This window comes from Rickettsia canadensis str. McKiel (genome assembly GCF_000014345.1).
Lineage (GTDB): Bacteria > Pseudomonadota > Alphaproteobacteria > Rickettsiales > Rickettsiaceae > Rickettsia > Rickettsia canadensis.
This window is the reverse complement of sequence record NC_009879.1, coordinates 424823-448924: the sequence shown is the minus strand read 5'-3', so window position 1 is coordinate 448924 and position 24102 is coordinate 424823. Positions and strand designations below refer to the sequence as shown.

The following is a 24102-nucleotide window of genomic DNA, read 5'->3' as shown; positions in this document are numbered from 1 at the left end:
AACACCACCCTCTCTTTTAATGGGAATAGCTATTAATTTATCTTCTCCTTATTCTTCTTAAATGATACTATTTTGTCTAAACAATAAAATCCTCATAATTTAATTATTAATCTTTTCTCACAACAACATTAGAATAATACCGCCCTAAAATAAATATTATCAGACTAGTCATTGTTCCTACAAATACTCCTTTGAGGTTAAAATATTTTAGATATAAAGAATAATATTCCCATATTAAGAAAGTAGCTGCTCCGCCAAGTGACGATAAGACCATTATTTTTTCAGATACTCTGATACCAAAAAGTGTTGTTATTAATGGCACTAATATTACAGGCCCCCAAAAACCCGTGAAGAACACTACTAAGTCAATTACATTACTAAATTTTAAGGCTACAATTATCGCAAGACTTCCTATTATTATGTTAATAATTCGGGCAATTAATAATAACTTCTGCTGATTTTTGACTTTAAGTATAAGGTTAATTATGTCTTTAACAAGAGCTATAGAAGTAACGTTTAAATCAGAATCGGCAGTAGACATAACGGCAGCTAAGAGGCCACTCATTACTATCCCTTGCATTAAAGGTGGGATGATTTTGTTGATTAAATAAGGTAATACTAAATTTGAAGGTTGGGTTGGATAAAGCTTATAAGCAATTAAACCGTTTAAAGTGATGCAAATTAAAAAGAATAAATATATAGCGGATTTTGCATATATTGCTTTAGTCGTTTGTGTTGGATTTTTATTAATTAAAGCTCTTTGGATAAATGTAGGGTATAGATTCATGACGCTAAAGCTTAAAGCTGCCGTAATCGTATACGACAGTAAGTTGCTCTGATCAAAATTTGCATTTTCTGTATGGAAGTTATTAATAAAATCTATAAAACCAATTTTATTTAAACTGATAAAAGTTATAGTCGGTATAGCAATTATCATTGCCAAAAATTGTACTAAATTAGTAGAAACAATAGATTGTAAACCGCCGATTGTAGTATATATAAGTACTATACTATAGCTTAAAATTACCCCGCTCACATAATTTATGTCTAAGATATATTGAAAAATATAGCCGCTTACGCTTATTTGAGCAGCTAAAAACCCTACTGAAACAATAACTGAACTAACACCTCCGATAAAACGACCTATAGTACCATAATATGTGCTCAGGATATCGCCAATGCTTTCGGCTCCGTAATGTTTGGTAATTAAAGGAACTATATAGATTGCAATTAATATGTCTATCGGTATTGTAAGTATAAGAGCATAAGCATAATATGCATACCCCAAAAAAACCTTTTCCATAATGCCGAAGGTGGTAGCACCTCCGACAGAACTTGCAAATATTGTAGCTATTAGTAATAGTTTACTATTTCGTACTTTGCTTTCAACATTTGCATAGTTCTTAAAACTACTATCTTTAGCTCGGTAATATATACCAATGAGTAGAATAGATATTAGGTATATGAATACGATAATATTATTTACAGGTATTTTAAGCATAAATTAGGTTAAGTTTTTAAATGACATTCACTATAGGTTATTATTTTTTAATATACTATAATTAATTTATGTAGAGCCTAAAATAGTAGTACTATATTTTTCATAAATATCTTTATCAGGATTAAATTTATTATATTATTGATGTTCTATAATTTTAAAATAGCTACTATAGCGAAAAGTACACTATAAATTGTTACTGCTCCATCTTTAGTAAATGATAAAAATGTTCAGGCAATTGACGAATCACTGGACAGCATATTTGATTCTGCTTTATTGAACATTATAAATCCAACAGGTATGTACAGTTGGCCCTAAAGCATATGGTAAAGTTTCTTAAATTAGCTTCAAAGTTAGCATTAATAATACAATCCTCGGTAGTATTAAAGTCTATAAAAGTTGGTATATTTGAATCTTTTATTATATTTCCGATAACATCATATAGTGTGCCGAAAATAGAAACGGTACTGTTTGTTTTAAAATATTTCAAAACTATCATTAAATTAGAATAATTTTTGATTTGAACAAAAACGAATGAAGTAACTTGCATATACTATATCTTCATTCGATCTATGTAAATATGTTTTCCTACAGTATTGCCTGTATGTGCAAAAATAACATCTCATTTTTCTAAAGAATAATTTTTTACATCTGCAAGATTGATACTCTTAGCATTATGAACGATTTAATTACCTTGTTCATCAATATCGGTAATACGTAACTTGGTATTAAAGGATCATAATTTATTTGCACCATAAAAATTTTTCCCTATAATACAATAATAACAAAGTTTTTCAATCTTTATACATTGTTTCCACTTCTAATTACTTATACATTAATCTCAAAATCTTTTAGATGAGTATCCATCTGGGGTCGTATATTTACTAACCCTTTTTGAAGTTGTTGCATTTCTTGTTGCAGTTCTGTAACATCAATTTCTTCCTCCTCATATGTATCAATATACCGTATACCGGGGAATATTTAAATTATATTTATTCCTACGCATTTCTTCGATACTTGCTAGATGAGAATATTTTTCAATAGTTTTTCCATTTTTTATCAACAATTTTATTAATAAATATGCTCATCTTCTAAAAATTCTGCCCTTTACCTGCTTCAAAAAATCCACTATAATCGATAAATAATACCTTCTTTTGTTGTTTACTTTTCCCTTTTGCTTCTCTTAAGTGATCAAATACTAAATAGTAACTAGAATATTAGTTAAATTAACAAAGATTAGCAGGTAAGCCTATTAGTGCATCTATTAAGTTTTCTTCGCTTAAACTTTGGCGAATTTTAAACCTTCTGTTCCTCCACAAAATAATACACCGTGGTACTACTACTATAGTAGCACATCTACTACGCAGCTTAGTAGTTTTCAATCATATGAGAAATATAGCTTTAGGATGGGTACCACATTTAAAACGATTATACTCATCGTTAGCTGCATTTTTCATGCCCAACCCCAATTTTTCTAAACTCAAAAGCGGACTCGCAACAACTATATCAAAATCCATAAGCGTATCATTTTCAAGTAACACCGGATGATTTAGTGGATCACCCCCCAATGAATATGTGCCTGGCCTTCCACATGCAAAAACATATTTATCTGTGCTAATGCACATATTGTATTAATCATTTCTTGACCATAAAGTGCATAATTATGGTCCTCTACTTCTTTAGCTGCTCTCATTAAACACAAACCAAAACCACAAGCCCAATCACAAATTGTATTGCTAGAGACCTCCAAAGCATTAAGCTTTGTAAGCAAAGTTGATACGGCAGCAGGAGTATAAAATTCACTAACTTTTTTGCCTGCAGCTGAAGCAAAGCGTGATATTAATAAATATTCCTTTTAACGTGGTAGAATTCTTCTCTTCGATTTGTTCTAAAGCTTTATTTATAAGTGCATCGATATTATTTTTATTTCGTTTTATAAAGATATAATAAAAATTTGCATCTTCCAGTATTACAAATTGTTCTCGTTTTAATTGTTGTTGAGACTCTCAAAGGTTGATCCTTATACTTTTTTGAATGTGCTATTCAAAACATCTGAAATATTATGTTTGTTTATAACATCAAAATTAATGGTAAAATATTTAGCTATAAATAAAAAATTACTTAATTTGAAAAATTAGTTTATTTGCAATGCTGAGAAGCATAAAGATATTTGGTGGAGATGAAGGGAATCGAACCCTTGACCCTCTGCGTGCAAAGCAGATGCTCTACCCCTGAGCTACATCCCCAATTATTTGTTGTGAGATTTAGACAATAAAAATATTAAGATAAACTTTTAACAAGTCCCCAAGGTAACGGTTGACCGTTAATTCCTACAACTAAATCTCCAGAAGATTCATATTCGGCAGCTAAAAAAGAATTTTGAGCAGCAATAAGCTTTACCGGCTTGATTTTCTGACCGTTATGAAAATATTCTTTAGCTTGTTCCCTAGAAGTCGGGTTATTTTTGGACGCAGTTTTTGCTTTAGCTTTAGACATACACTATTAACTTTTTCTTAAACTTGTGAAGAATATAAAACTTTTTCCTAAATTTGTCAATAACTACCGTGTTTATAAATATATTTTAAGACATTTAAAATATCTTAATGATTTATGTTATTATTTTACTTTCACCACTAACTAATGCTATTTTAAATTCTGCTATTTTTGATACCATTTTTCCATCATATTCATATATACTAAACCACACTCCTCTAAATTCTACTTTTGCACTGATATCAGTACCACATGATAATAACAGCTTATATATTTCATCATCTTGAATATTTTCAGAAATACACCGAATGTTTTTAGCAACCACATGTCAAGGTGTTACTCCGGATTTGCTCTGATCAACTTGCAGCTCCTGTCTCAAGTAATAGTTTTACTACATTCAAGTATTTACCGCTTACAACTTCATATAAAAAGGTGATCTGATCCTAACAACACGTAATACTCTCCCTCGTTACCGTTTTACTGCAGCTCCTGTTTTGATATTAGATATTTCACTACTTTATAATATCCACTACGTGCAACTGAATTTAAAGGAGTGCACCTAAACATATCACTATACATATTAACACCTGTTTTTTCTTCAACTAACCATTTAGCAACTTTTATGACATTATTTGCAGATGCCAAAAATAATTCAGTAGTAGATACTGCCCGTAATTTATTTAAACCATTTACTACATCCACTCTATCAAGAGAGAAAGCATCTGTTAAAACCTTTTCAAAACCAAATTGATTTACTTAAGACTCTACATCTTTCACTATTTTATTTGACCTTAGCAACAGAGTTAAATTACGGTTTAATAGTTCCTTTATCATATTCTACTTATTTATAATTTGTGTTTCTTAAAGGTGATAAAGATCTTATTGTTATTCCTATGTAGGCGGGAATGACAGTGACAGCCTAACAACAAAGCCCACAAATGAGCTAGATTTTACAATGTTCTTTATTATTGACCAATTCGCTTCAAGCAGATTCTGTCAGGTATTTCTTTCAACTTTTCTACTCTATCAATTAAATATAAAAGTTGTTCTTTAGTAATTTATGTTTATAATATCTTGCATCAACATAACCTTTTTGAAGTAATCTAAAACATTCTTTTTGCTCCAGCATTGATTGCTTAGGAAATACTTGCAATAGTTCACTATTATATTGCTCTACTACCTAACTTTTTTATACAATTTGTAATTTGAGAAAACTAATAAAATAGTACTGTAAACACTTGCTATAGCTTGATAAAGATAAAAAGTACTATGTCTAAGGACTCTTGCTCTGCCTAAATTATTTTTAGAATCTATAAGAAATCCTGCCCCAAAATTAAACCATTCTTCATATTAATCTTTAGCAATTTATTTTATCACGCTCCAAGGTAACTCCTTAGCTCCGCTTAAAATAAATTCACTGCTATTATACAAAAGCATACCTTCTTTTTTTTCAGTGTAAAAATAACGTTATTTTTCTAACTACCTATTTACCATTAATTCAAATTTAGTAAAAGAGCCATACAAGATAATCATAGTGATTTTATCTGATGCAATATCTAGAATTTGCTGCACTATAAAATTAAGTATAGCACTAATTTTAAGAGAACGTTCAGGTAAAGTGGTTTTCATCTATGCATTTGCACCATGACAATATTTATATTTCTTACCTGAACGACATGGGCATAGCTCATTACGTGATACCCTACCCCAACTGGTAGGATCTTCAGGATTTCTGTCTTTTGGGTCAATGCGTGATACAACAGGTTTAAGGTCTATCTCAAGGCTACTTCCTGCATTATATTTACTAAATGCCGGATCTTCTCTACTTTCCTGCATATTTTTTTGGAATTTTTTATGCTCAAGCGAAACATCTTCTTTTTGAACGTGTTTTAAGTCGATATGGAAGTGATATACTGTTTGAATAAATAATTCTTTTAAATTATCAAGCATCTGCTCAAATAAATTAAATGCTTCTCTTTTATACTCGCTAAGAGGATCTTGTTGTGCATAAGCTCTAAGAGATATACCTTGTCTTAAATGATCTAAGCTATATAAATGATCTTTCCAAACTTGATCAAGCGTAGTTAGCAAAATATATTTTACAGCATTATGCATTAACTCACTACTGTACGATTCTTCTTTTGACTTATATATATCATGAGCCATTTGTATAACGGATTTAGTAATCTCTTCTTCCGTTACATCATTTTTACTTACTAAATTATGATCAAATTTTATAGAAAAGATACGATGTAATTCTACACTTAAATTTTCTATATCCCAATCTTCTCTGTAAGATCCTGCCGGCATAAAAGTTAGCACTATCTTTTTGGCTAGTTCTGCAGTAGTACTATTTAAGAAATCATAACTATCTTTAGATTTGATAATTTCGGTACGTTGCTCATATATTATTTTACGTTGATCATTCATTACATCATCGAAACGTAATAAATTTTTACGTATCTCGTAATTATGACCTTCGACCTTTTGTTGAGCTTTCTCAAGTGAACGACTAATCATCGGATGGTGGATAGCCTCTCCATCTTTTAATCCGAGTGTCCTAAGAACCCCTGATATACGTTCTGAAGCAAAAATACGCATTAAATCATCATCAAGCGATAAGAAAAACTGAGTTTTGCCTGGATCGCCTTGTCGTCCTGATCTTCCTCTTAGCTGATTATCTATCCTACGGCTTTCATGCCTTTCCGTACCTATCACAAATAACCCGCCTGCTTCAATAACTTTCTTCTTTTCTTCAGCAATTTGAGCTTTTATTTCAGCTATTTTAGCTTCATAACTATGATCTTTAGCAAGCTGCTCTATTAACATTTCAGGGTTACCACCAAGCATAATATCAGTACCGCGTCCTGCCATATTAGTTGCAATCGTTACTGCCCTAAACCTACCTGCTTGAGCAATAATAAAAGCTTCCTGCTCATGAAATTTAGCATTTAATATTTTATGAGGAATTTTTTCTTTATTTAAAACGCTTGAAAGTTCTTCTGATTTTTCTATGCTTATCGTACCAACAAGTATAGGCTGGCCACGATTGTAACAATCTTTAATCAGTTTTAAGATAGCATCATATTTTTCTTTTTTACTACCGTAAATCTCATCATCAAGATCAACCCTTGTTACTTTGTTATGGGTTGGAACTGCGACTACATCGAGATTATATATGTCCTTTAGTTCCGGTGCTTCGGTCATAGCTGTACCAGTCATACCTGATAATTTAGGATAATTACGGAAATAGTTTTGGAAAGTAATGGATGCAAGAGTTTGGTTTTCATTTTGAATTTTCACATTTTCTTTTGCTTCTAATGCTTGATGTAACCCTTCCGAATATCTACGTCCCTCCATCACACGACCGGTAAACTCGTCTATAATCATTACTTGACCGTCTCTTACTAAATAATCTACATCCACGTTAAACATATTATGAGCTCTTAAGGCTTGGTTAATATAATGCACTAAAGTTAAATTCTCAAAATCATATAAACCGGAATCAGGCTTTATAATATTTTCGTTACTTAAAAGCGATTCTATATGTGTAATACCTAGTTCCGTTAAGTGGATAGTTTTTAATTTTTCATCTTTTTCAAAATCACCTGCTTTAAGCTGCCGTACAATTTTATCAATTTTAGTGTATAATTCTGAATTATCATTAACCGGACCTGATATAACAAGCGGCGTTCTAGCTTCATCTATCAAGATCGAATCAACTTCATCAATAATAGCAAAATTAAAAGGACGAAGTACTCGCTCTTGTATGCTATACTTCATATTATCTCTTAAATAATCAAAGCCAAGTTCATTATTTGTTGCATGGGTAATATCGGCATTATAGGCAGCTCGTTTTGCCTCATCAGACATACCGGCAACAATACATCCAACCGATAAACCTAAAAAGTTATAAATTTTACCCATAGAGGCAGAATCACGACTTGCTAGATAATCATTAACCGTTACAACATGCACTCCTTTTCCGGTCAAAGCATTTAAATATGCAGGAAGCGTTGCAACTAATGTTTTACCCTCACCGGTACGCATTTCGGTAATCATGCCTTGATGTAATATAAGTCCCCCTATAAGCTGAACATCAAAATGACGCATACCGCAAACTCTTCTAGCTGATTCCCTAACTACTGCAAAAGCCTCATATAATATATCATCTAACGTTGCTCCGTTTTTAAGCTTTTCTTTAAACTCTACAGTTTTATTCTTCAACTCCTCATCTGATAATTTTTGTATAACAGGTTCAAGCGAGTTAATCTTTGTAATCTCGGAAAATAGTTTTTTTACAGTACGATCATTCGCTGTACCAAAAAGTTTTTTTAATATAGAAAGCATTAAAATCCTTATAATTTTAGTATTTTAGTACTTAAATATAGGTATATTTTATAAAATTATCAAATGTTATAATTTTATTGAAAGGTGTTTTTTACTACAAAACATTTGTAAATTATTATTAATAAATCAAATATTCTCAAATAGCTATTGACGGTTATATATTATTTTTATAAAATTTAAGCTTATGTTTAACACAATTACGAGTCATAAATGAAAAAATTATCTGTTATATTTTTATCAGTTAGCATGCTTTCCAGTATTGCTTTTGCTGATAAAGACAAAGTAGTTGCTACCTATAAAGGTGGTGAAGTAAAAGAATCGCAAATTATGAAAGAATTTAAGCCACAGCTTAATATTCAATCAGGTGAAACAATCAAAAGTTTTGATGATTTTTCACTGCAAGATCAAGAAAAATTAATAAAAATTTATGTTAATAATCTTTTGTTAAAAGAAGAAGTTGCTAAGTCACACATTACTGCATCTAAAGAATTCCAAGAAAAACTTGAAAATGCAAAAAATCAATTAGCTCAACAAGAATTACTAGCAAATTACATAAAATCTAACATTACAGATAAGATGTTCGATGACGAGTATAATAAATATGTTGGTAATCTTAAAGGTAAAGAGCAAATAAAAGTTGCTCATATTTTAGTAAAATCCCAAAAAGAAGCTAATGAAATAAAAACCAAATTAAGCAAAGGTGGAAATTTTACTAAGCTCGCAGAAGAGTTATCTCTTGATAAAGCTTCAGCTTCAAATGGCGGCGTTATTGGTGACATTATACTAAATCAACCTGGACAGTTAGTACCGGAATTTGAAAAGAAAGCTTTTGCTTTAAAAGTAAATGAAGTTTCAACTCCTGTAAAAACTGATTTCGGTTGGCATATTATCAAAGTACTTGAGAAAAAACCTGTACCTATACCAACAAAAGAAGACGCAAAAGTAACTATTGATAATATATTAGCTGCAGCAATACTAAAGCAATATATTTCTGATTTAGAAGCTAAAGCCGATTTAAAAATCATGTTACCTAAAGCAGGTAGCAAAGATGGAGAGTAATTACATTTAATATCATTCCTGCAAAAAAAAGCTGGCTTTGGTGTATTGGATCAGAAAACATTGTTAATGTCATTCTAACAACAGTGAGAATATAGTAACCTATAGTGGTTATCCTAGCTAACTTGATCGAGGGATCTAGTTCAAAATACTAAAATCATTAGTACCTTAAATTGTTTTTTGGATACCTTGGTCAAGCCACGATATAACATCAAATATGTTTTCTGATGCACATAACAATACCCGCTTACACTGGAATGACATTATAACCACCTTCAACTACGGCAAATGCTACACATACAGGATAATCATCAGAAAGAGAAAGGTGAATATTTAAAAAAGAGTATTTTTTCGTATAGTTTGAACTAACTTCTGCTATAGGCTTGCCTAAATCATCATTTAGTATAGTAATATCTTTAAAATTTATACCTTGACCTATACCAACTCCAAAGGCTTTACTAACAGCTTCTTTAGCAGCAAAATGCTTTGCTACAAAAGTAGCACGGTTTGTTTTATCCAATAAAGCAAATTGTTTTAATTCCTTTAAAGTTAGAATTTTTTTAGCAAAAAGTTGCGGATATAAATGCAATATTTTTTCAATTCTAGGAATTTGTACTATATCAGTACCGATACCGACAAGCATTTACTTATCTCTTTCATCATATTCGCCGTTCTCATCAATAAAGATTTGATCATCTAAATCAGAATAATCTTCCCCGACATAAACTTCAGGTAAATAATCAAATTTTTCTTCTACATCTTCCAAGTCATCTTGATTAGCAAGCGGCTCTATTATATTTCTCGTACATAGACTGTTTATCAAGTCTTGTTCTAACTGAGCTACCGATACTTTTCCAGCAGCAATTCTACGTAATGCGATAACAGGAGGCTTATCACGCTTTTCTTTTTTGCTGTAACTAGTTTCTACTTTATAATTTAATAATTTAGCATATCTTGTTGCTAGGACAACAAGCCGAAACCTATCTGGTATGATTTTATTACAATCTTCTGCCGTAACTCTTGCCATAATTCTTCTCCGTTTAAAATATTATACTACAAATAAATAGGGAATGAGTATACGAAAATCCATTTCAAAAAGAGCTAGGAGTTTACAAAGCGAGGAAACGGAGCGCGTGTAAATACCGTAGCTCTTGTAGAACGGACAACGCCAATTTTTGAAGTTTATCAAGTATATTATACCCTTTTTATATCTGCACCGCAATTACTTAATTTTTTTTCTAAATCTTGGAATCCACGATCTAAGTGGTATATTCGGTGTAATACAGTTTTGCTATTAGTACTAAGACCTGCTAAGATTAGTGATACCGAAGCTCTAAGGTCACTTGCCATAACCTCTGCTCCTTTTAACATTTCTACACCTCGAACAATAGCCTTATTACCTCGTACCAATATATCTGCTCCCATTCTACATAATTCAGGAACATGCATAAAACGGTTTTCAAAAATATTCTCGGTAATCATTGAAACACCACTACTAAGCGTCATAAGACTCATAAATTGTGCTTGTAAATCTGTAGCAAACCCAGGATATGGATTGGTTTCTAAATTAACTGCATTTAACTTTCCTTCATAAATTACCTGTACGCCATTATCGATAGGCACAACTTTTATACCTGTTTCAATGAGTTTTAAAGCTAAATTTTCTATAATATGATAATCAATACCACAAATTTTTACATCACCTTTAGTAATAGCTGCTGCCAACATATAAGTACCGGCTTCAATACGATCAGATAGTACTTTATAGCTCACTTTATTTAAAGCATCTTTACCTTTAATTGTTATTTCACTAGTACCGACACCTATAATATCAGCACCCATTTTAATAAGGCAATTACATAAATCAACTATTTCCGGCTCTCGGCCACAATTAAAAAGCAGTGTTTCACCTTCTGCTAAAACAGCTGCAAGTATTGCATTAATCGTAGCACCGACGGAAACTTTATCAAAAATAAAATGTGTACCTTTTAAACGTCCTTTACTTGAAGCGTTAATATAACCACCTTCAATTTCAATCATAGCCCCCATAGCTTTTAATACTGCAATATGTAGATCTACTTGCCTTGCCCCAATAGCACACCCGCCTGGAAGGGATACTTTTGCTTTACCGTATTTGGTAAGCAAAGGACCAAGCACCCAAATCGATGCTCTCATTTTACGAACTATGTCATAATCTGCGGTAAAGTTATTTATATTTCTAGTATTAATTATAAGTTCAAACTCATCTTGGTGTTCTATTGTTTCAATATCTGCTCCGTGACTTCTTAGCAAACCTTTCATAGTACTAACATCTGTTAATTTTGGAACATTAGTAATGTGCAGTTTATCGGTAAGAATAGACGCAGCCATAATAGGGAGCACGGCATTTTTAGCACCACTAATATTAATACTACCCCTGAGAGGTTTACCGCCATAAATAATTAATTTCTGCATAAATTTTTATAAAAATATTGAGGTCATTCTTAACTAGAAGTATTGTTGCATGGATTAGAAAGCACGCTCGGTGTCATACCGTGGCTTGAGCACAGTAGTATCCAGAAAAAAATTAAAAAGACTGGATCCCGCGATCAAGTTGCAGCCGGATGACAATAGAATAACTGATCCAGCAAGCTCATCACAAGAATAATATCAAAAAAGCTACACATCTAAATTCACAACATTCAAAGCATTTGCTTGGATAAATAATCTACGAGGTTCGACAACATCACCCATTAAAGTAGAGAAAATGCCCTCTGCTTCATCGACTTCTGCAACTCTGACCTGAAGCAAAGTTCTTTTTTCGGGGTCAAGAGTAGTTTCCCATAGCTGATTAGAATTCATCTCACCGAGACCTTTAAAACGCTGAATATTTATACCTTTTTTTCCACATGCTATAATGGTATTTAACAACTGACTTGGTGTTAAAATATCACATTCCTGACTTTTCACTATAAGCTTTAATTGCTTACAAAATATATCAAAAATCGTTAAAGCAAGCTTTGATATTTGTACAAACTCAAATGATTCCAACTGCTCTTTCAACAATATTTTACTTTCTTTTAAACCTCTGTTAAAACGGAAAAACTCTATTTTATTTTCATGTTTTAAAACTTCCCAATTAGTTTTATCAGGCGACTCTTCTAAGCTATTTAAAACATCTAAAGCTTTTTTACACCTTAAATCACTTTCAGCCTCAAATATTTTGTTATTAAGTAAGTCATTAATCGCAAGAATTTCAGTAATTGAACGATTAAATTTTTTGCTAGCATGATCAAGACACCCGTTAAACTTAACTACTGTATTAATGAGCTCTTCTAAATTACCATCTACTAACTGCTCTTTACCGTCTAGAATTAAGGTTGCATCATTGATAGTTGATTTTATCAAATAATCTTGCAAAGCTTGCTCATTCTTTAAATAAAACTCGGCTGCTCCTTTTTTTACCTTATAAAGTGGGGGCTGGGCTATATATAGATACCCTTTATTTATTAGCTCCGGCATATTACGATAGAAAAACGTGAGCAATAAAGTTCTAATATGCGAGCCATCAACATCGGCATCGGTCATAATAATAACTTTATGGTATCTAAGCTTTTCAAGAGAAAATTCTTGGTTATCAACACCGGTTCCAAGAGCCGTAATTAACGTACCGATTTGATCAGAACCAAGCATTTTATCAAATCTTGCTCGCTCAACATTTAAAATTTTACCACGCAGAGGTAATATAGCCTGAATCTTACTGTCCCTACCCTGCTTTGCAGTACCACCCGCCGAATCACCCTCTACTATAAACAATTCTGAAATTGCAGGATCTTTTGCATGGCAATCTGCAAGTTTACCAGGTAAGTTCGAGATCTCTAAAGCTGATTTTCTTCTAGTGAACTCCCTTGCTTTTCTAGCAGCTTCACGAGCATTCGCCGCTTCCATAATCTTAGATATAATTGCCCTTGCTTCCGCCGGATGCTCTTCAAACCACTCAAGAACCTTTGTATAAACAATATTTTCAACAACAGGTCTTACCTCAGAACTAACTAGTTTGTCTTTTGTCTGAGAGGAAAATTTAGGATCGGGCACTTTAACAGAAAGTACACAACATAACCCTTCCCTAGTATCTTCACCACTAAAGTCATTTTTAACTTTTTTATTAAGACCCGTAGTATCAAGATAAGAAGTAATAACACGTGTTATAGCTGATTTAAAAGCACTAAGGTGGGTTCCGCCATCACGCTGCCTAATATTATTAGTAAAGCATAAAATATTTTCATAATACGAATCATTCCAGTGCATTGCAAGCTCAAGGTTTATACCGGACTCAGCATTATCTACATTGACTATTATACATGGGTGGATAGCGTGCTTCGCTCTATCTATATATTTCACATAAGCTTCTATACCACCTGTATAATAAAACTCTGCTTCCTTAGCTTCTTCGAAGCGATTATCTACTAATAAAATTTTTATGCCTGAATTTAAAAAAGCAAGCTCACGAAGACGATGCTCTATAGTGCCGAAATCAAATTCTATATTAGTAAATGTTTCTACAGACGGGAAAAAAGTAACTTCTGTACCTTTTTTATCAATATTTTCTTTGACAACCGCAAGCGGAGCTTCCGTTATACCGTTATTAAATCTAATTAAATACTCCTTATTATTACGCCATATACGCAGCTCAAGCCACTCAGAAAGAGCATTTACCACCGATACACCGACACCGTGTAGACCACCTGAAACTTTATAGGAGTTCTGATCAAACTTACCACCGGCATGAAGCTGTGTCATAATAACTTCAGCTGCCGATATTCCTTCCTCTTCATGAATTTCGACTGGTATACCTCGCCCGTTATCGGACACGGTTACTGAACCGTTTTTATTTAATATTACCTGGACTAAATCACAATAACCAGCGAGCGACTCGTCGATAGCGTTGTCGACTACTTCATAAATCATATGATGTAGACCCGATCCATTTCCAACATCCCCGATATACATTCCTGGTCTTTTTCTTACAGCTTCAAGACCTTTTAAAACCTTTATAGAATCAGCACCATATGATGATTTGTTAAAATTTTCTTCAATTTCCGACATAATATTTTATATTTTGCTCTATTATTTGTTGCTAGAAACAATAAAAATTACTATAACGTAACTTATTAAAATAGTAAAGTTTCTTGATTGAAAATTAGCGAGATAATATGAATATATTAAAGTTAAAAAATATTTTCGACATAATTGATAATTATGACGTGTTTTTATTTGATCTTTGGGGTGTAATAATCGAAGGGGGACATACCTACCAAAATGTTGTACAAAATATTAATAAAATTATTGAACGAAAAAAAGTATATTTTGTCACTAATGCTCCACAAAATATTTTTTCACTGCATCAAACAATTAAATCTTGGGGATTAAATGCAGAACCGGAAATGATCATTAGCTCAGGTGAAATAGCAGTGCAAATGATCCTAGAAAGTAAAGAGCGATTCGGTATAGAAAAACCTGTAATATATCATTTAGGACATTTAGAAAATGATATAATAAACGGAATCCAATATTCTACCACCGATGATATTAAAAAAGCTAATATTTTCTTAATGACTATTTACAGGGACGAAAATGAAAATTTAGACTTAAACGAGTTCGATGAATTATTTAAAATTGTTGTAGAACGTAAAATGGTCAATATCTGTGCTAATCCCGATCTTGGAATAAATCAACACGGTGTTTATAGATATTGTAGCGGCTATTATGCTGAAAAAATAAAACAACTTGGTGGGGAAATAATTTATAGCGGCAAGCCGTACGAAGAAATATATAGTAAAATTTTTAAAGAATGCCATAATACACCTAAGAATCGTATTTTAATGATTGGAGACACTTTTTACACTGATATACTTGCAGCAAATCGCCTCGGTATAGACTCTGCCCTAGTGTTAACCGGAAATTCTAGGGCATATCATATTAATTTTGATAATATTGATGAAAAACTGGATAGTTTAACGAAATCTGCTATCAAACAATCGATTATGCCTAATTTTATGTTGAGTTTATCGTGATTACGTCATAATACTAATGGCATAGGCGAGAATCCAGTAATCCTTAATGTCACACCGTAGCTTGTGACGACCATGAGGGCCAGTCTTTATTTTATTTTTTCTGGATCCCGTGATCTCAAGTCATGGAATGACAAATACAACAACTCTATTGATATTATACGCATAATCTGTTATAGAGTAAAACTTAAGCGGTTGTGGCGAAATTGGTAAACGCGCAGCATTGAGGGTGCTGTTCTGTAACAAGATTGGAAGTTCAAGTCTTCTCGACCGCACCATTTGCCGGTTTTTCATAAGGTCAACTAGCAACCTCTTTCTTTAGTTGTCTCTTTATCTTTGTTCTGAGACCATTACTCTAAATTTTTTTTGTTTTGGCACTTTAGATTTTATTTTTACTTCTAACTTTCTTTTATTACCAAATGTCTGTCCTACAATCCTACAATTATAGCATATCACTCTACGTCCAATGCATTTATTTTGCTCAGACCCACATTCTAATAATGTTGTCACTATCACTATATCTAAATTTTTATAGTCCCTTTGGTGGTTAAAACCTCCATCTTCCAGATGGGAAAGCTTTAGCTTGCCATGTTGAGCCATGATGTGTTAGCATCATAAGCCCCATGACTCAATATAGCAACAAATCACGCACCGTTTACTATCATCGATATCCACATATAGTGTGGATTACAAAATATCGATACAAGGTATTAACCTATGACATCAAAAAGCGAGTGAGAGAAATTATTGCAGTAGTTGTAGAAGAACTCAATGTTAAAATAGAAAATGGAGTAATATCAAGCGATCATATACATATATTTGCCAATATACCACCTCATATTAAAGTGAGTGAATTTGTGCAAAAAGCCAAAGGGAGATCATCAAAAAAATACAAGAAGAATTTCCAATATTAAGAAAAAAGTATTGGGGTAGACATTTATGGGTGGTAAGAGAATACTTTAGTGCGACTAGTGGTAATGTGACTGATGACATGATTAATGAATATATTAATAGACATACTGATGCTCATGAACCAGCAATGACTACTAATATAAGACTGGAATAAGCTTTAGCTTGATTCAGCGACTTCTAGTCGCTATAGACAAACTTTCATCTCTTAGATGACAGTGATTGATTTATTATAACAGAGTAAATACAAGACTTTGCACATCTAATAAATATATTATTAGGATCAACCACTGCTGCAATAACTTTTGACCTCTTCTAGATTCTCATCCTCAATTGCAGTAATCAACAATCCTTGCTTATTATGTATAAATTGTCCCCCTAATATAATTATAAGTACTAGTAAAGATATGATTATGTCAATATTATCCAATAAAAAACTATTGCTTATTTGTACTTTATGATTTATATTGACTAGCAAATTGTACACCACCTTGCGTCAAACCTAGCTAAATCAGTTTTAAATAATTATAATTAACTAAGTCTATAATAAACTATTAGATAAATAGGTTATGCCTAATTTCAATATATTTAAACGCATCTTACCTGATCATCACGATCAATTTGCCGAGATTTTCGATCAAATTAATGATTTGCTTGAAGATCATAATTATGATGCTGCGGCAAACAGGCTAGCCGAGCTTCATTATGCCGATTTAGCAGATTTCTTAGATAATCTTAATAATAAAATATATAAAATAATTATTCCTTTATTACAGGATAAAATTAAGCCTGAAACGTTAGTATCGTTAAACGCTTATAGTAAGCCTCTAATAATAGAAACTTTAGGTATAAAAAAATCTGCAGAATTAATCAATAAGCTAGTTATAGAAGACGCTATTGAAGTAGTAATTGATCTAGACGATGATATAAAAGATCTTATCTTAAGTAATCTTACTAAAGAAAAAAAACACCAAATTACTGTAGGTTGTACATACCCCGAAAATACGGTAGGTAGAGTAATTGAACGAGATTTTATTAATCTTCAAGAAAACTGGACGGTAGAGGAATCATTAAATTTTATCAAGAACGTAAAAAACGACTTTTATGCTGCGATCGTCACTGATAATAAATTGCGTCCTATCGGTATTATTTCTCTCAGCACGCTAATTAAAGGCAAAAAAAATGAATTAATAAAAGATTTGATGAGCAAAGATTTTAAGCTTGCAGATGCTTTTACCGACTTAAATGAATTAAGCTTTATTTTTAGACAATATGCTTTAACTATTGTACCGGTAGTAAATAAAAGCGGTAAGTTAGTAGGTAGCGTTTCAATCGATAATATAATTTATATCATCGAAGAACAAGCTGGAAAAGATATATTATCATTAAGCGGGGTACATACTCAAGATACTTTCTTCAATGTATTGTATACTGTTAAACATCGTTTTCCTTGGCTCTTTGTTAATTTAATCACTGCCTGCATGACCTCACTTATCATTAACCATTTTAACGACACTATTGCAAAACTTGTAACGCTTGCAGCCACTATGCCTATCGTAGCCTCGATGGGCGGTAATGCTGGAACACAAGTCATGACCGTTACGGTTAGAGCCCTTGCTAATAAGGATATTCATTATAATAATGTCAATAAAGTTATATTAAAAGAAATAGCCGTATCAGCTTTTAATGGTTTTGTACTTGCAATTATCGGAGCAGGGCTTAGCTTTATAATGTTACTTGACTTAAATCTTAGTGTAATTTTTGCTATTGCAGTTATTTTAAATTTCTTAGTAGCCGGATTATTTGGCTCTGCTATTCCTATAATACTGCATTATTTTGATATAGACCCCGCTGCAGGCTCCGGTGTATTTCTAACAACCATAACCGATGCTTTAGGTTTCTTAACTTTCTTAAGCCTTGCTCATATTTTTTTAGTGTAAATTTAGTGTTTATTCAAATATACGTACATATTACAACAAGCAGTAGCTATAACTCCAAGATAGTTACATATACCACAACTTTGTATCCCAATTTTCAAAGTCGGTAATGTTATTCTCATAAGATGAGTTATTATGTATATTCTGATTCTGATTATTATTAATATTCGACTCTTTGAACAATCAATTTGCAACAGCAAGTATTAACGCACCCTGTGACACAGTTAGGTTAGTATTATTTAAGCAGGTAGCGTGTGCATAATATAAACTATTACGATTTGACATAGTTACATTTTGCCTTTAGGATAAAATAATACTTCTTGGATAATTTGCTTCTAAAGGTATTTGTACGTCAAACATCAATTCTAATGCCTCATCCTCACGTATGGTTAACTACCCTGCGGTGTGGAGGTGTAGTGTTTCCAGAAGAATTACTCTTTATTAAGGGTCATTTGCAAGAAGTCTAATATACAATAATAATATAATCTTTAATTGATGTACTTTATATATGATGTTTTCTTATTTATCGTTTAATCTTAGTTTCCTCTAAATACAAGACAAACAAAGGTTATTAATATTTATTAATATAATTAAACTTAAAAACTATTTATCATTGCAATTTTTAAGTTTCATTTTAATTATAGGCCACAAATTGTAATAAGATACACAATAACTTTTATGGAAGATATAAAGTTTGAAATTTGTGTTTATAGTAAAAAACTACTTGATAAACTCGAATATTGAAAAGTAGAAAATCCTATAGATATCCTTAAAATCAAAAAAGTATCTACCTATGCCTGTAAAGATAATGGTTCTCAAATGCGTCAATTAGGGGGTCCTTATTATTCGTACCAGATTGAGGTAGCAATTAGGCTTGCTGAATTTGTAGCTGAAGAAGTAATTACCGCGATTTTGGACCGGAAGTAGTAAAACACATAGAAGGTCTAACTAGAATTAAACCTTATGGAAATAAGTAGCAGCGAAAACCTAAACTTATTAATTAAAGAGAGAAGATACAATACAGCATTAATAAAATTATTTGACCGAATGCATAATGTGCACACTTGATGAGTTAAATCACCTAAAAAGGCTAGAAAATTATTAAAGAGACTTTAATAAATTTTCTTTTGGTTGCTGCTAATATAAATTAGAACAAAGAGTTTGCTGAATTATGTCTTAAAGGCTTTAATATTGAACTTGAAAGATACAAAACTTTTTTAATAATAACTTGCTATTTCCGCCTCTAACTTTACAAACTGATTTACTCCAAATGTATAACCAATTAGAATTGGAATAATCAAGAATAATAATCGCCAGTGATTAAAATAATCAGTAAATTGTTTCAAAAGAAGAAACTGCAAACATTAAAGCTCTTGATAAAGCAAATATAAAACTGCCACATGTAAAACGTTTTAATACCAAAAATCTTGCATAAACACTGCACCTACCGAAAAAGTAGTAGGTGCAAATACTACATAAATAGTTGGAATAAAAGTAATTCGATAGTAATTGAGATATTATTAGTAAGATAGGGAAAAAATATTATTACTTTAAGGACTTTTAAATGATCTATTATACAAACCAAATAAGTAACAATTATTGTAATTTTGTACCACAAACAATAAAATTTCGATGAATTAATTGAGCAGCACTATAAATCAACAAATAAGTTTTTAGTATATTACCACAATAAATATAAACAATATAAAACTATAACGGTGCTCCACAGTGTATAAAAAGCAAACTATTGCTGTTGTTTTATTGATTTTTTACTCCAAATATGGCTTGATTTTAGCCTATTATTACTGCTCGCAATGACAGTATCTATCTTTATGTGCAATACCAATAAATTTCTAATTTAATACTTGCAATTTGTCTTATAATTACTTATATTCAGGTTCACTTAGATTAAAAAACACTAAAGCAGTTTAATGTAATTAATTTGGATCCACTTAAACTTTTTATATTAAAACGCCGTTATTTTATTTAAGCGGGTGTAGCTCAGGGGTAGAGCGCGACCTTGCCAAGGTCGAAGTCGAGGGTTCGAATCCCTTCACCCGCTCCAATTACTTTTCATACTAAAAAATGTCATTCCCACGAAAGTAAAAATCCAGTAAAGCATATAAAAAACAATTTTTATATGCTTATTTAAATATGTATTTTGTACCAAAATTAAGGTTATTTTTTCTAGATTCCTGCTTCCAACAAGAATGACATCGGTAAGTTTATCATAATTTTTAAGCTATGCAACAAGATCAATTAAGCTATGGATTTTATGGTCAATGCAATCTCCCAAACTATATTTTTTCTTAAAATCTTTGGTCTATCGATTCCCTTAGCATAGAATAAGAAAGTATAATTCATTAGAAATTAAAGTTAATCAACTGTAATACATTAAATGTATTTAATGTTAATATGCATTAATGAAAAATGGCTATTTTTATTACAGTTATAACTACTAGTAAATGTATTCCTTTGATTAACTTTATATTTTTATTTTTACCCTTGCATTAAAAGCGTTAGGCAGCTATTTTTATTTTATTGCAACAATTAGGAAATTATATATGTCAGCAATTACGCAAGATAATCAGGCAAATCATAATGACACTATAGAAATACAGGAAACAGAGGTAGTGCCTGTAGAAACAAATTCTCTACAATCGGGGTTAACAAGCTTAATACCGATGATTTTAATTTTTGCCATCTTTTATTTCTTACTATTACGCCCACAAGAAAAACGTCGCAAAGAAAGAGAAAAATTAGCAAACAAAGTTAAAAAAGGTGAAGAAGTGCTAACAAATAGCGGCATTTACGGTATTGTATCTAAAGTTAGTGCAAATGATCCTAATATTGAGATTGAAATTGCTAAGGATGTACATATTAAAATTTTAAAAAGTACTATTATCGATATAACCAGCCACTCTAAGGAAGTTCCGGTTAAAAAAGAAAACAATAAAAATAATAAAAAAGATAAGAAGGTAAGCAGTGCCAAATCTTCCTAAGTGGAAAATTTTTCTTTCAATTATATGTACGGTTTTTGCAACGATTTGTGCCTTACCTAATTTCATGCAGGTAAACTCTAAGTTTCTACCTCATGATTCAGTAAATCTAGGGCTTGATCTTAGAGGGGGGGCCCATTTATTACTCGATGTTGATTTTGAGAGCTACTTAAATGATTCAATGGAAAATCTTGCCGACACTTTACGTAAAAATTTTCGTGAGGATAAAATCGGCTATAAAAATCTGTTAGTTAACCAAAATCAAAATAGCATTCAATTAGAATTAAGAACATCAAAAGAATTAAAACAGTTAAAGAAAATAATTAACAAAATCGATTCTGAAATTATAGTTGAAGTTAATGAAAATAAAATAAAGCTTAGATACAGCGATTCTAGATTAAATGACTTACTTAACAAGGTAGTAGACCAATCTATTGAGATCGTTCGCATGAGAGTTGATAGTACCGGTACTAAAGAGCCGACACTACAAAAACAAGGCGATAAGCATATATTACTGCAAGTGCCAGGTGAAGAAAATCCTTCTTATCTAAAGAATATATTAGGTAAAACTGCTAAGCTAACTTTTCATTTAGTTGATGAAAATGCTAATATCGAAGAAGCAGTAAAAGGACATGTACCGGTAGGTTCAATGCTAATTAAGGGAGATAGCGAAAGTCATGGAGAGTATTATGTAGTTATAAAGAAAAAAGTTGTTTTAGGTGGGGATCAACTGACCACGGCTTCAGTTTCTTTTGACCAAAATTCACAAGCAGTAGTTACTTTTTCTTTTAACAATTTAGGTAGTAAAATATTCGGTGAAATAACTAAAAATAATACTGGTAAACGCCTTGCTATAGTGTTAGACAATAAATTACTAAGTGCCCCAATGATAAATGGAGCAATTATGGGCGGAAGCGGTATAATAACAGGAAATTTTACCGTGGAGTCGGCACATGAGCTTGCACTATTATTGCGAGCTGGTTCTCTTCCTGCCCCACTTAATATTATTGAAGAAAGAAGTATAGGTCCAAATTTGGGAGCTGATTCTATAGAGTCTGGCAAAAAAGCAGGACTTATAGGGTTTATAGCAGTGTGTATATTTATGATTTGGTCTTACGGTGTACTTGGTTTATTTGCCAATATAGCCTTAAGCCTTGCATTATTATATATTCTAGCTTTACTTTCACTTTTTCAAGCGACTTTAACTTTGCCCGGAATTGCAGGAATAATATTAACTATTGGTATGGCTGTTGATGCTAATGTATTGATTTACGAAAGAATTAAGGAGGAACTACATAAAGGAGTTTCTAATCTTTATGCTATTAGAACCGGTTTTGCATCTGCGTTTGCTACTATTCTTGATTCTAACCTCACTACTCTAATCGTTGCTTCTTTACTTTATATATTTGGAGTAGGGGCAATCAAAGGTTTTGCCATTACATTAACGATCGGGATCATATCCTCAATGTTTTCAGCGATTATCATTACTAAATTATTAATAGATATTTGGGTAAAATATTTTAAATCTAAAAAGTTAGGTCTAGTGTAAAAACTATGAAAATGCAATCAAATGTTATAAAAATAATTATAATAATCAGCTTACTAATAGGAGTGGGAGCATTATATTTATTGCTATCTTTAAGAACGCCTGCAAAACCACTTGCCGGTCAAGTTAATATCTATGAAGATAACGTAAAAATTGGCGGTGATTTTGAGTTAATAGACCAAAATGGGGAGATATTTAATAGTGATGAGTTAAAAGGCAACTTAAGTCTCATTTACTTTGGATTTACTCGTTGTCCCGATATATGTCCGACCTCTCTAAATAAAATGACAGAGATTGTAGAAATGTTAAATAAACATAACATAGATATTATACCTCTTTTTATCACTATTGATTCAAAGCGTGATACTCCTATAGTACTTAAAGAATATCTAAAACATTTTCATCCGAAATTTATAGGTCTTACCGGTAACGAGCAACAGATAAAAGATATAACTAATAAATTCAAGGTTTTCTATGCTCGTGTAAATAATGACGATGATGACCCAAACTATATGTTTGACCATTCATCTTTTATCTATTTAATGGATACGAACGGGAAATATCTGAAACATTTCTATTTAGATTCTTCGCCTAAGGAAATTATAGAATTTTTAAGAAATGAATAATTATATATCCGTAGCATATTTATTTACCTTTTTGGTCTTAGCAAGATTGCTAATCGTAAGTTTTGTAAATTACAAGTCACTGAAAAAACAAGAAGAATTGGATGCAAAAGAGAGTAAGAAATAGGTTAATAACAATAATTATTTGTTTCTGCTCAGCATTTTTAGGAATTGGTATAATACTTTATAATTTAGAGAATAATATAGTATTTTTTTTGCCGCCGTCAAAAATTAATGCAATAGAACAAGACAAAGAGTTAAGAGTCGGCGGACTTGTTAAAACAAGCTCAATAAATAAAATTGCTGCTGATAAGATAAGTTTTATTATTACCGATAATATTAAGGATTTAGAGATATTATACCAAGGTATACTCCCTGCCCTATTTCGTGAAGGACAAGGAATTATCGCCATCGGGCAATTATCGGATGGGAAATTTATGGCAAGACAATTGCTTACAAAGCATGACGAGAATTACAGACCTACGAGGTGACCATATTTTCATAGCTCTGTGTCCTGGCCATGAATCATGACTGTGTTACCCCACGTAGCTTGACCACAGGGGTCCAGTTTAAAATACTAAAATTATGATAGCACTTTAAGTTGTTTTTTTGGATCCGGTGATCAAGTTGTATGATGACAC

General features: G+C 31.8%; 19 protein-coding genes, 3 tRNA genes and 4 pseudogenes. 11 read left to right on the top strand and 15 right to left on the bottom strand.

What is annotated here, in order from left to right:
- Positions 1-106: 106 nt before the first annotated feature.
- The 9 genes from A1E_RS01895 to secA all read right to left on the bottom strand — a co-directional run bounded on the left by A1E_RS01895 (position 107) and on the right by secA (position 8341).
- A complete protein-coding gene (locus A1E_RS01895) occupies positions 107-1501 on the bottom strand; it encodes a sodium:solute symporter family protein (protein ID WP_012148550.1) in 1395 nt (464 codons plus the stop codon).
- Positions 1502-2880: 1379 nt separating this feature from the next.
- The gene (locus A1E_RS05090) at positions 2881-3123 is read right to left on the bottom strand and encodes a hypothetical protein (RefSeq protein WP_012148548.1); all 243 of its coding nucleotides are present in this window, start codon (positions 3121-3123) and stop codon (positions 2881-2883) included.
- Positions 3048-3338: an N-6 DNA methylase gene (locus tag A1E_RS05460; RefSeq protein ID WP_081422192.1), complete on the bottom strand. Its 291-nt coding sequence runs from the start codon at positions 3336-3338 to the stop codon at positions 3048-3050. The genes A1E_RS05090 and A1E_RS05460 overlap by 76 nt, the downstream gene beginning before the upstream one ends.
- A 331-nt stretch (positions 3339-3669) precedes the next feature.
- Positions 3670-3744, bottom strand: a tRNA-Ala gene (locus A1E_RS01880).
- Between the two features lie 34 nt (positions 3745-3778).
- Complete coding sequence (locus A1E_RS01875) at positions 3779-3994, bottom strand: hypothetical protein (protein ID WP_012148546.1); 216 nt, start codon at positions 3992-3994, stop codon at positions 3779-3781.
- A gap of 112 nt (positions 3995-4106) precedes the next feature.
- The gene (locus A1E_RS01870; protein WP_012148545.1) at positions 4107-4316 is read right to left on the bottom strand and encodes a hypothetical protein; all 210 of its coding nucleotides are present in this window, start codon (positions 4314-4316) and stop codon (positions 4107-4109) included.
- A 152-nt stretch (positions 4317-4468) separates the two neighbouring features.
- A complete protein-coding gene (locus A1E_RS01860; RefSeq protein ID WP_012148544.1) occupies positions 4469-4693 on the bottom strand; it encodes an ankyrin repeat domain-containing protein in 225 nt (74 codons plus the stop codon).
- Between the two features lie 777 nt (positions 4694-5470).
- Positions 5471-5620 (bottom strand): hypothetical protein, encoded by a 150-nt coding sequence (locus A1E_RS01855; RefSeq protein WP_012148543.1) that lies wholly within the window; start codon positions 5618-5620, stop codon positions 5471-5473.
- Positions 5621-8341, bottom strand: a complete 2721-nt coding sequence (gene secA, locus A1E_RS01850) for a preprotein translocase subunit SecA (RefSeq protein ID WP_012148542.1) — start codon at positions 8339-8341, stop codon at positions 5621-5623.
- A 210-nt stretch (positions 8342-8551) separates the two neighbouring features.
- Between secA and A1E_RS01845 the strand changes: the two genes are divergently transcribed.
- Positions 8552-9400: a peptidylprolyl isomerase gene (locus tag A1E_RS01845; RefSeq protein WP_012148541.1), complete on the top strand. Its 849-nt coding sequence runs from the start codon at positions 8552-8554 to the stop codon at positions 9398-9400.
- A gap of 244 nt (positions 9401-9644) precedes the next feature.
- On the opposite strand, the gene acpS is transcribed toward A1E_RS01845, so the two are convergent.
- The 4 genes from acpS to gyrB all read right to left on the bottom strand — a co-directional run bounded on the left by acpS (position 9645) and on the right by gyrB (position 14482).
- Positions 9645-10040, bottom strand: coding sequence for a holo-ACP synthase (gene acpS / locus A1E_RS01840; protein WP_012148540.1), 396 nt, complete (start codon positions 10038-10040; stop codon positions 9645-9647).
- Positions 10041-10424 (bottom strand): DNA-directed RNA polymerase subunit omega, encoded by a 384-nt coding sequence (gene rpoZ, locus A1E_RS01835; protein ID WP_012148539.1) that lies wholly within the window; start codon positions 10422-10424, stop codon positions 10041-10043.
- 167 nt (positions 10425-10591) lie between these two features.
- Complete coding sequence (gene murA / locus A1E_RS01830; protein ID WP_012148538.1) at positions 10592-11851, bottom strand: UDP-N-acetylglucosamine 1-carboxyvinyltransferase; 1260 nt, start codon at positions 11849-11851, stop codon at positions 10592-10594.
- A 204-nt stretch (positions 11852-12055) separates the two neighbouring features.
- The gene (gene gyrB / locus A1E_RS01825; protein ID WP_012148537.1) at positions 12056-14482 is read right to left on the bottom strand and encodes a DNA topoisomerase (ATP-hydrolyzing) subunit B; all 2427 of its coding nucleotides are present in this window, start codon (positions 14480-14482) and stop codon (positions 12056-12058) included.
- 107 nt (positions 14483-14589) lie between these two features.
- Between gyrB and A1E_RS01820 the strand changes: the two genes are divergently transcribed.
- From A1E_RS01820 to mgtE, 4 genes and pseudogenes are all read left to right on the top strand, one after another.
- Positions 14590-15450, top strand: a complete 861-nt coding sequence (locus A1E_RS01820; RefSeq protein WP_012148536.1) for a TIGR01459 family HAD-type hydrolase — start codon at positions 14590-14592, stop codon at positions 15448-15450.
- A gap of 188 nt (positions 15451-15638) precedes the next feature.
- Positions 15639-15725: transfer RNA gene (locus tag A1E_RS01815), tRNA-Leu, on the top strand.
- 408 nt (positions 15726-16133) lie between these two features.
- Positions 16134-16513 (top strand): annotated as a pseudogene (tnpA, locus tag A1E_RS01805) (IS200/IS605 family transposase).
- 412 nt (positions 16514-16925) lie between these two features.
- Entirely contained in the window at positions 16926-18296 is a 1371-nt protein-coding gene (gene mgtE / locus A1E_RS01795) for a magnesium transporter (RefSeq protein WP_012148532.1), read from the top strand.
- Positions 18297-18298: 2 nt separating this feature from the next.
- Here the strand turns inward: mgtE and A1E_RS06465 are convergent.
- Positions 18299-18578 (bottom strand): annotated as a pseudogene (locus tag A1E_RS06465) (hypothetical protein).
- A 393-nt stretch (positions 18579-18971) separates the two neighbouring features.
- Here A1E_RS06465 and A1E_RS07250 point away from each other — a divergent pair.
- Positions 18972-19361, top strand: a pseudogene (locus A1E_RS07250) (HD domain-containing protein).
- A 149-nt stretch (positions 19362-19510) separates the two neighbouring features.
- Here A1E_RS07250 and A1E_RS07245 read toward each other — a convergent pair.
- Positions 19511-19878: pseudogene (locus A1E_RS07245) on the bottom strand (proline/betaine transporter).
- A 405-nt stretch (positions 19879-20283) separates the two neighbouring features.
- Here A1E_RS07245 and A1E_RS01790 point away from each other — a divergent pair.
- The 5 genes from A1E_RS01790 to ccmE all read left to right on the top strand — a co-directional run bounded on the left by A1E_RS01790 (position 20284) and on the right by ccmE (position 23952).
- Positions 20284-20358, top strand: a tRNA-Gly gene (locus A1E_RS01790).
- A gap of 499 nt (positions 20359-20857) precedes the next feature.
- Positions 20858-21295 carry a preprotein translocase subunit YajC gene (yajC, locus tag A1E_RS01785; protein WP_012148531.1) on the top strand — a complete coding sequence of 146 codons (438 nt, stop codon included), beginning with the start codon at positions 20858-20860 and terminating at the stop codon, positions 21293-21295.
- On the top strand, positions 21279-22841 hold the full coding sequence (secD, locus tag A1E_RS01780; RefSeq protein WP_012148530.1) for a protein translocase subunit SecD: 1563 nt from the start codon (positions 21279-21281) through the stop codon (positions 22839-22841). The genes yajC and secD overlap by 17 nt, the downstream gene beginning before the upstream one ends.
- A gap of 5 nt (positions 22842-22846) precedes the next feature.
- A complete protein-coding gene (locus A1E_RS01775) occupies positions 22847-23464 on the top strand; it encodes an SCO family protein (protein WP_012148529.1) in 618 nt (205 codons plus the stop codon).
- A 101-nt stretch (positions 23465-23565) separates the two neighbouring features.
- Positions 23566-23952 (top strand): cytochrome c maturation protein CcmE, encoded by a 387-nt coding sequence (gene ccmE / locus A1E_RS01770; RefSeq protein ID WP_012148528.1) that lies wholly within the window; start codon positions 23566-23568, stop codon positions 23950-23952.
- The last annotated feature ends 150 nt before the right edge of the window (positions 23953-24102 follow it).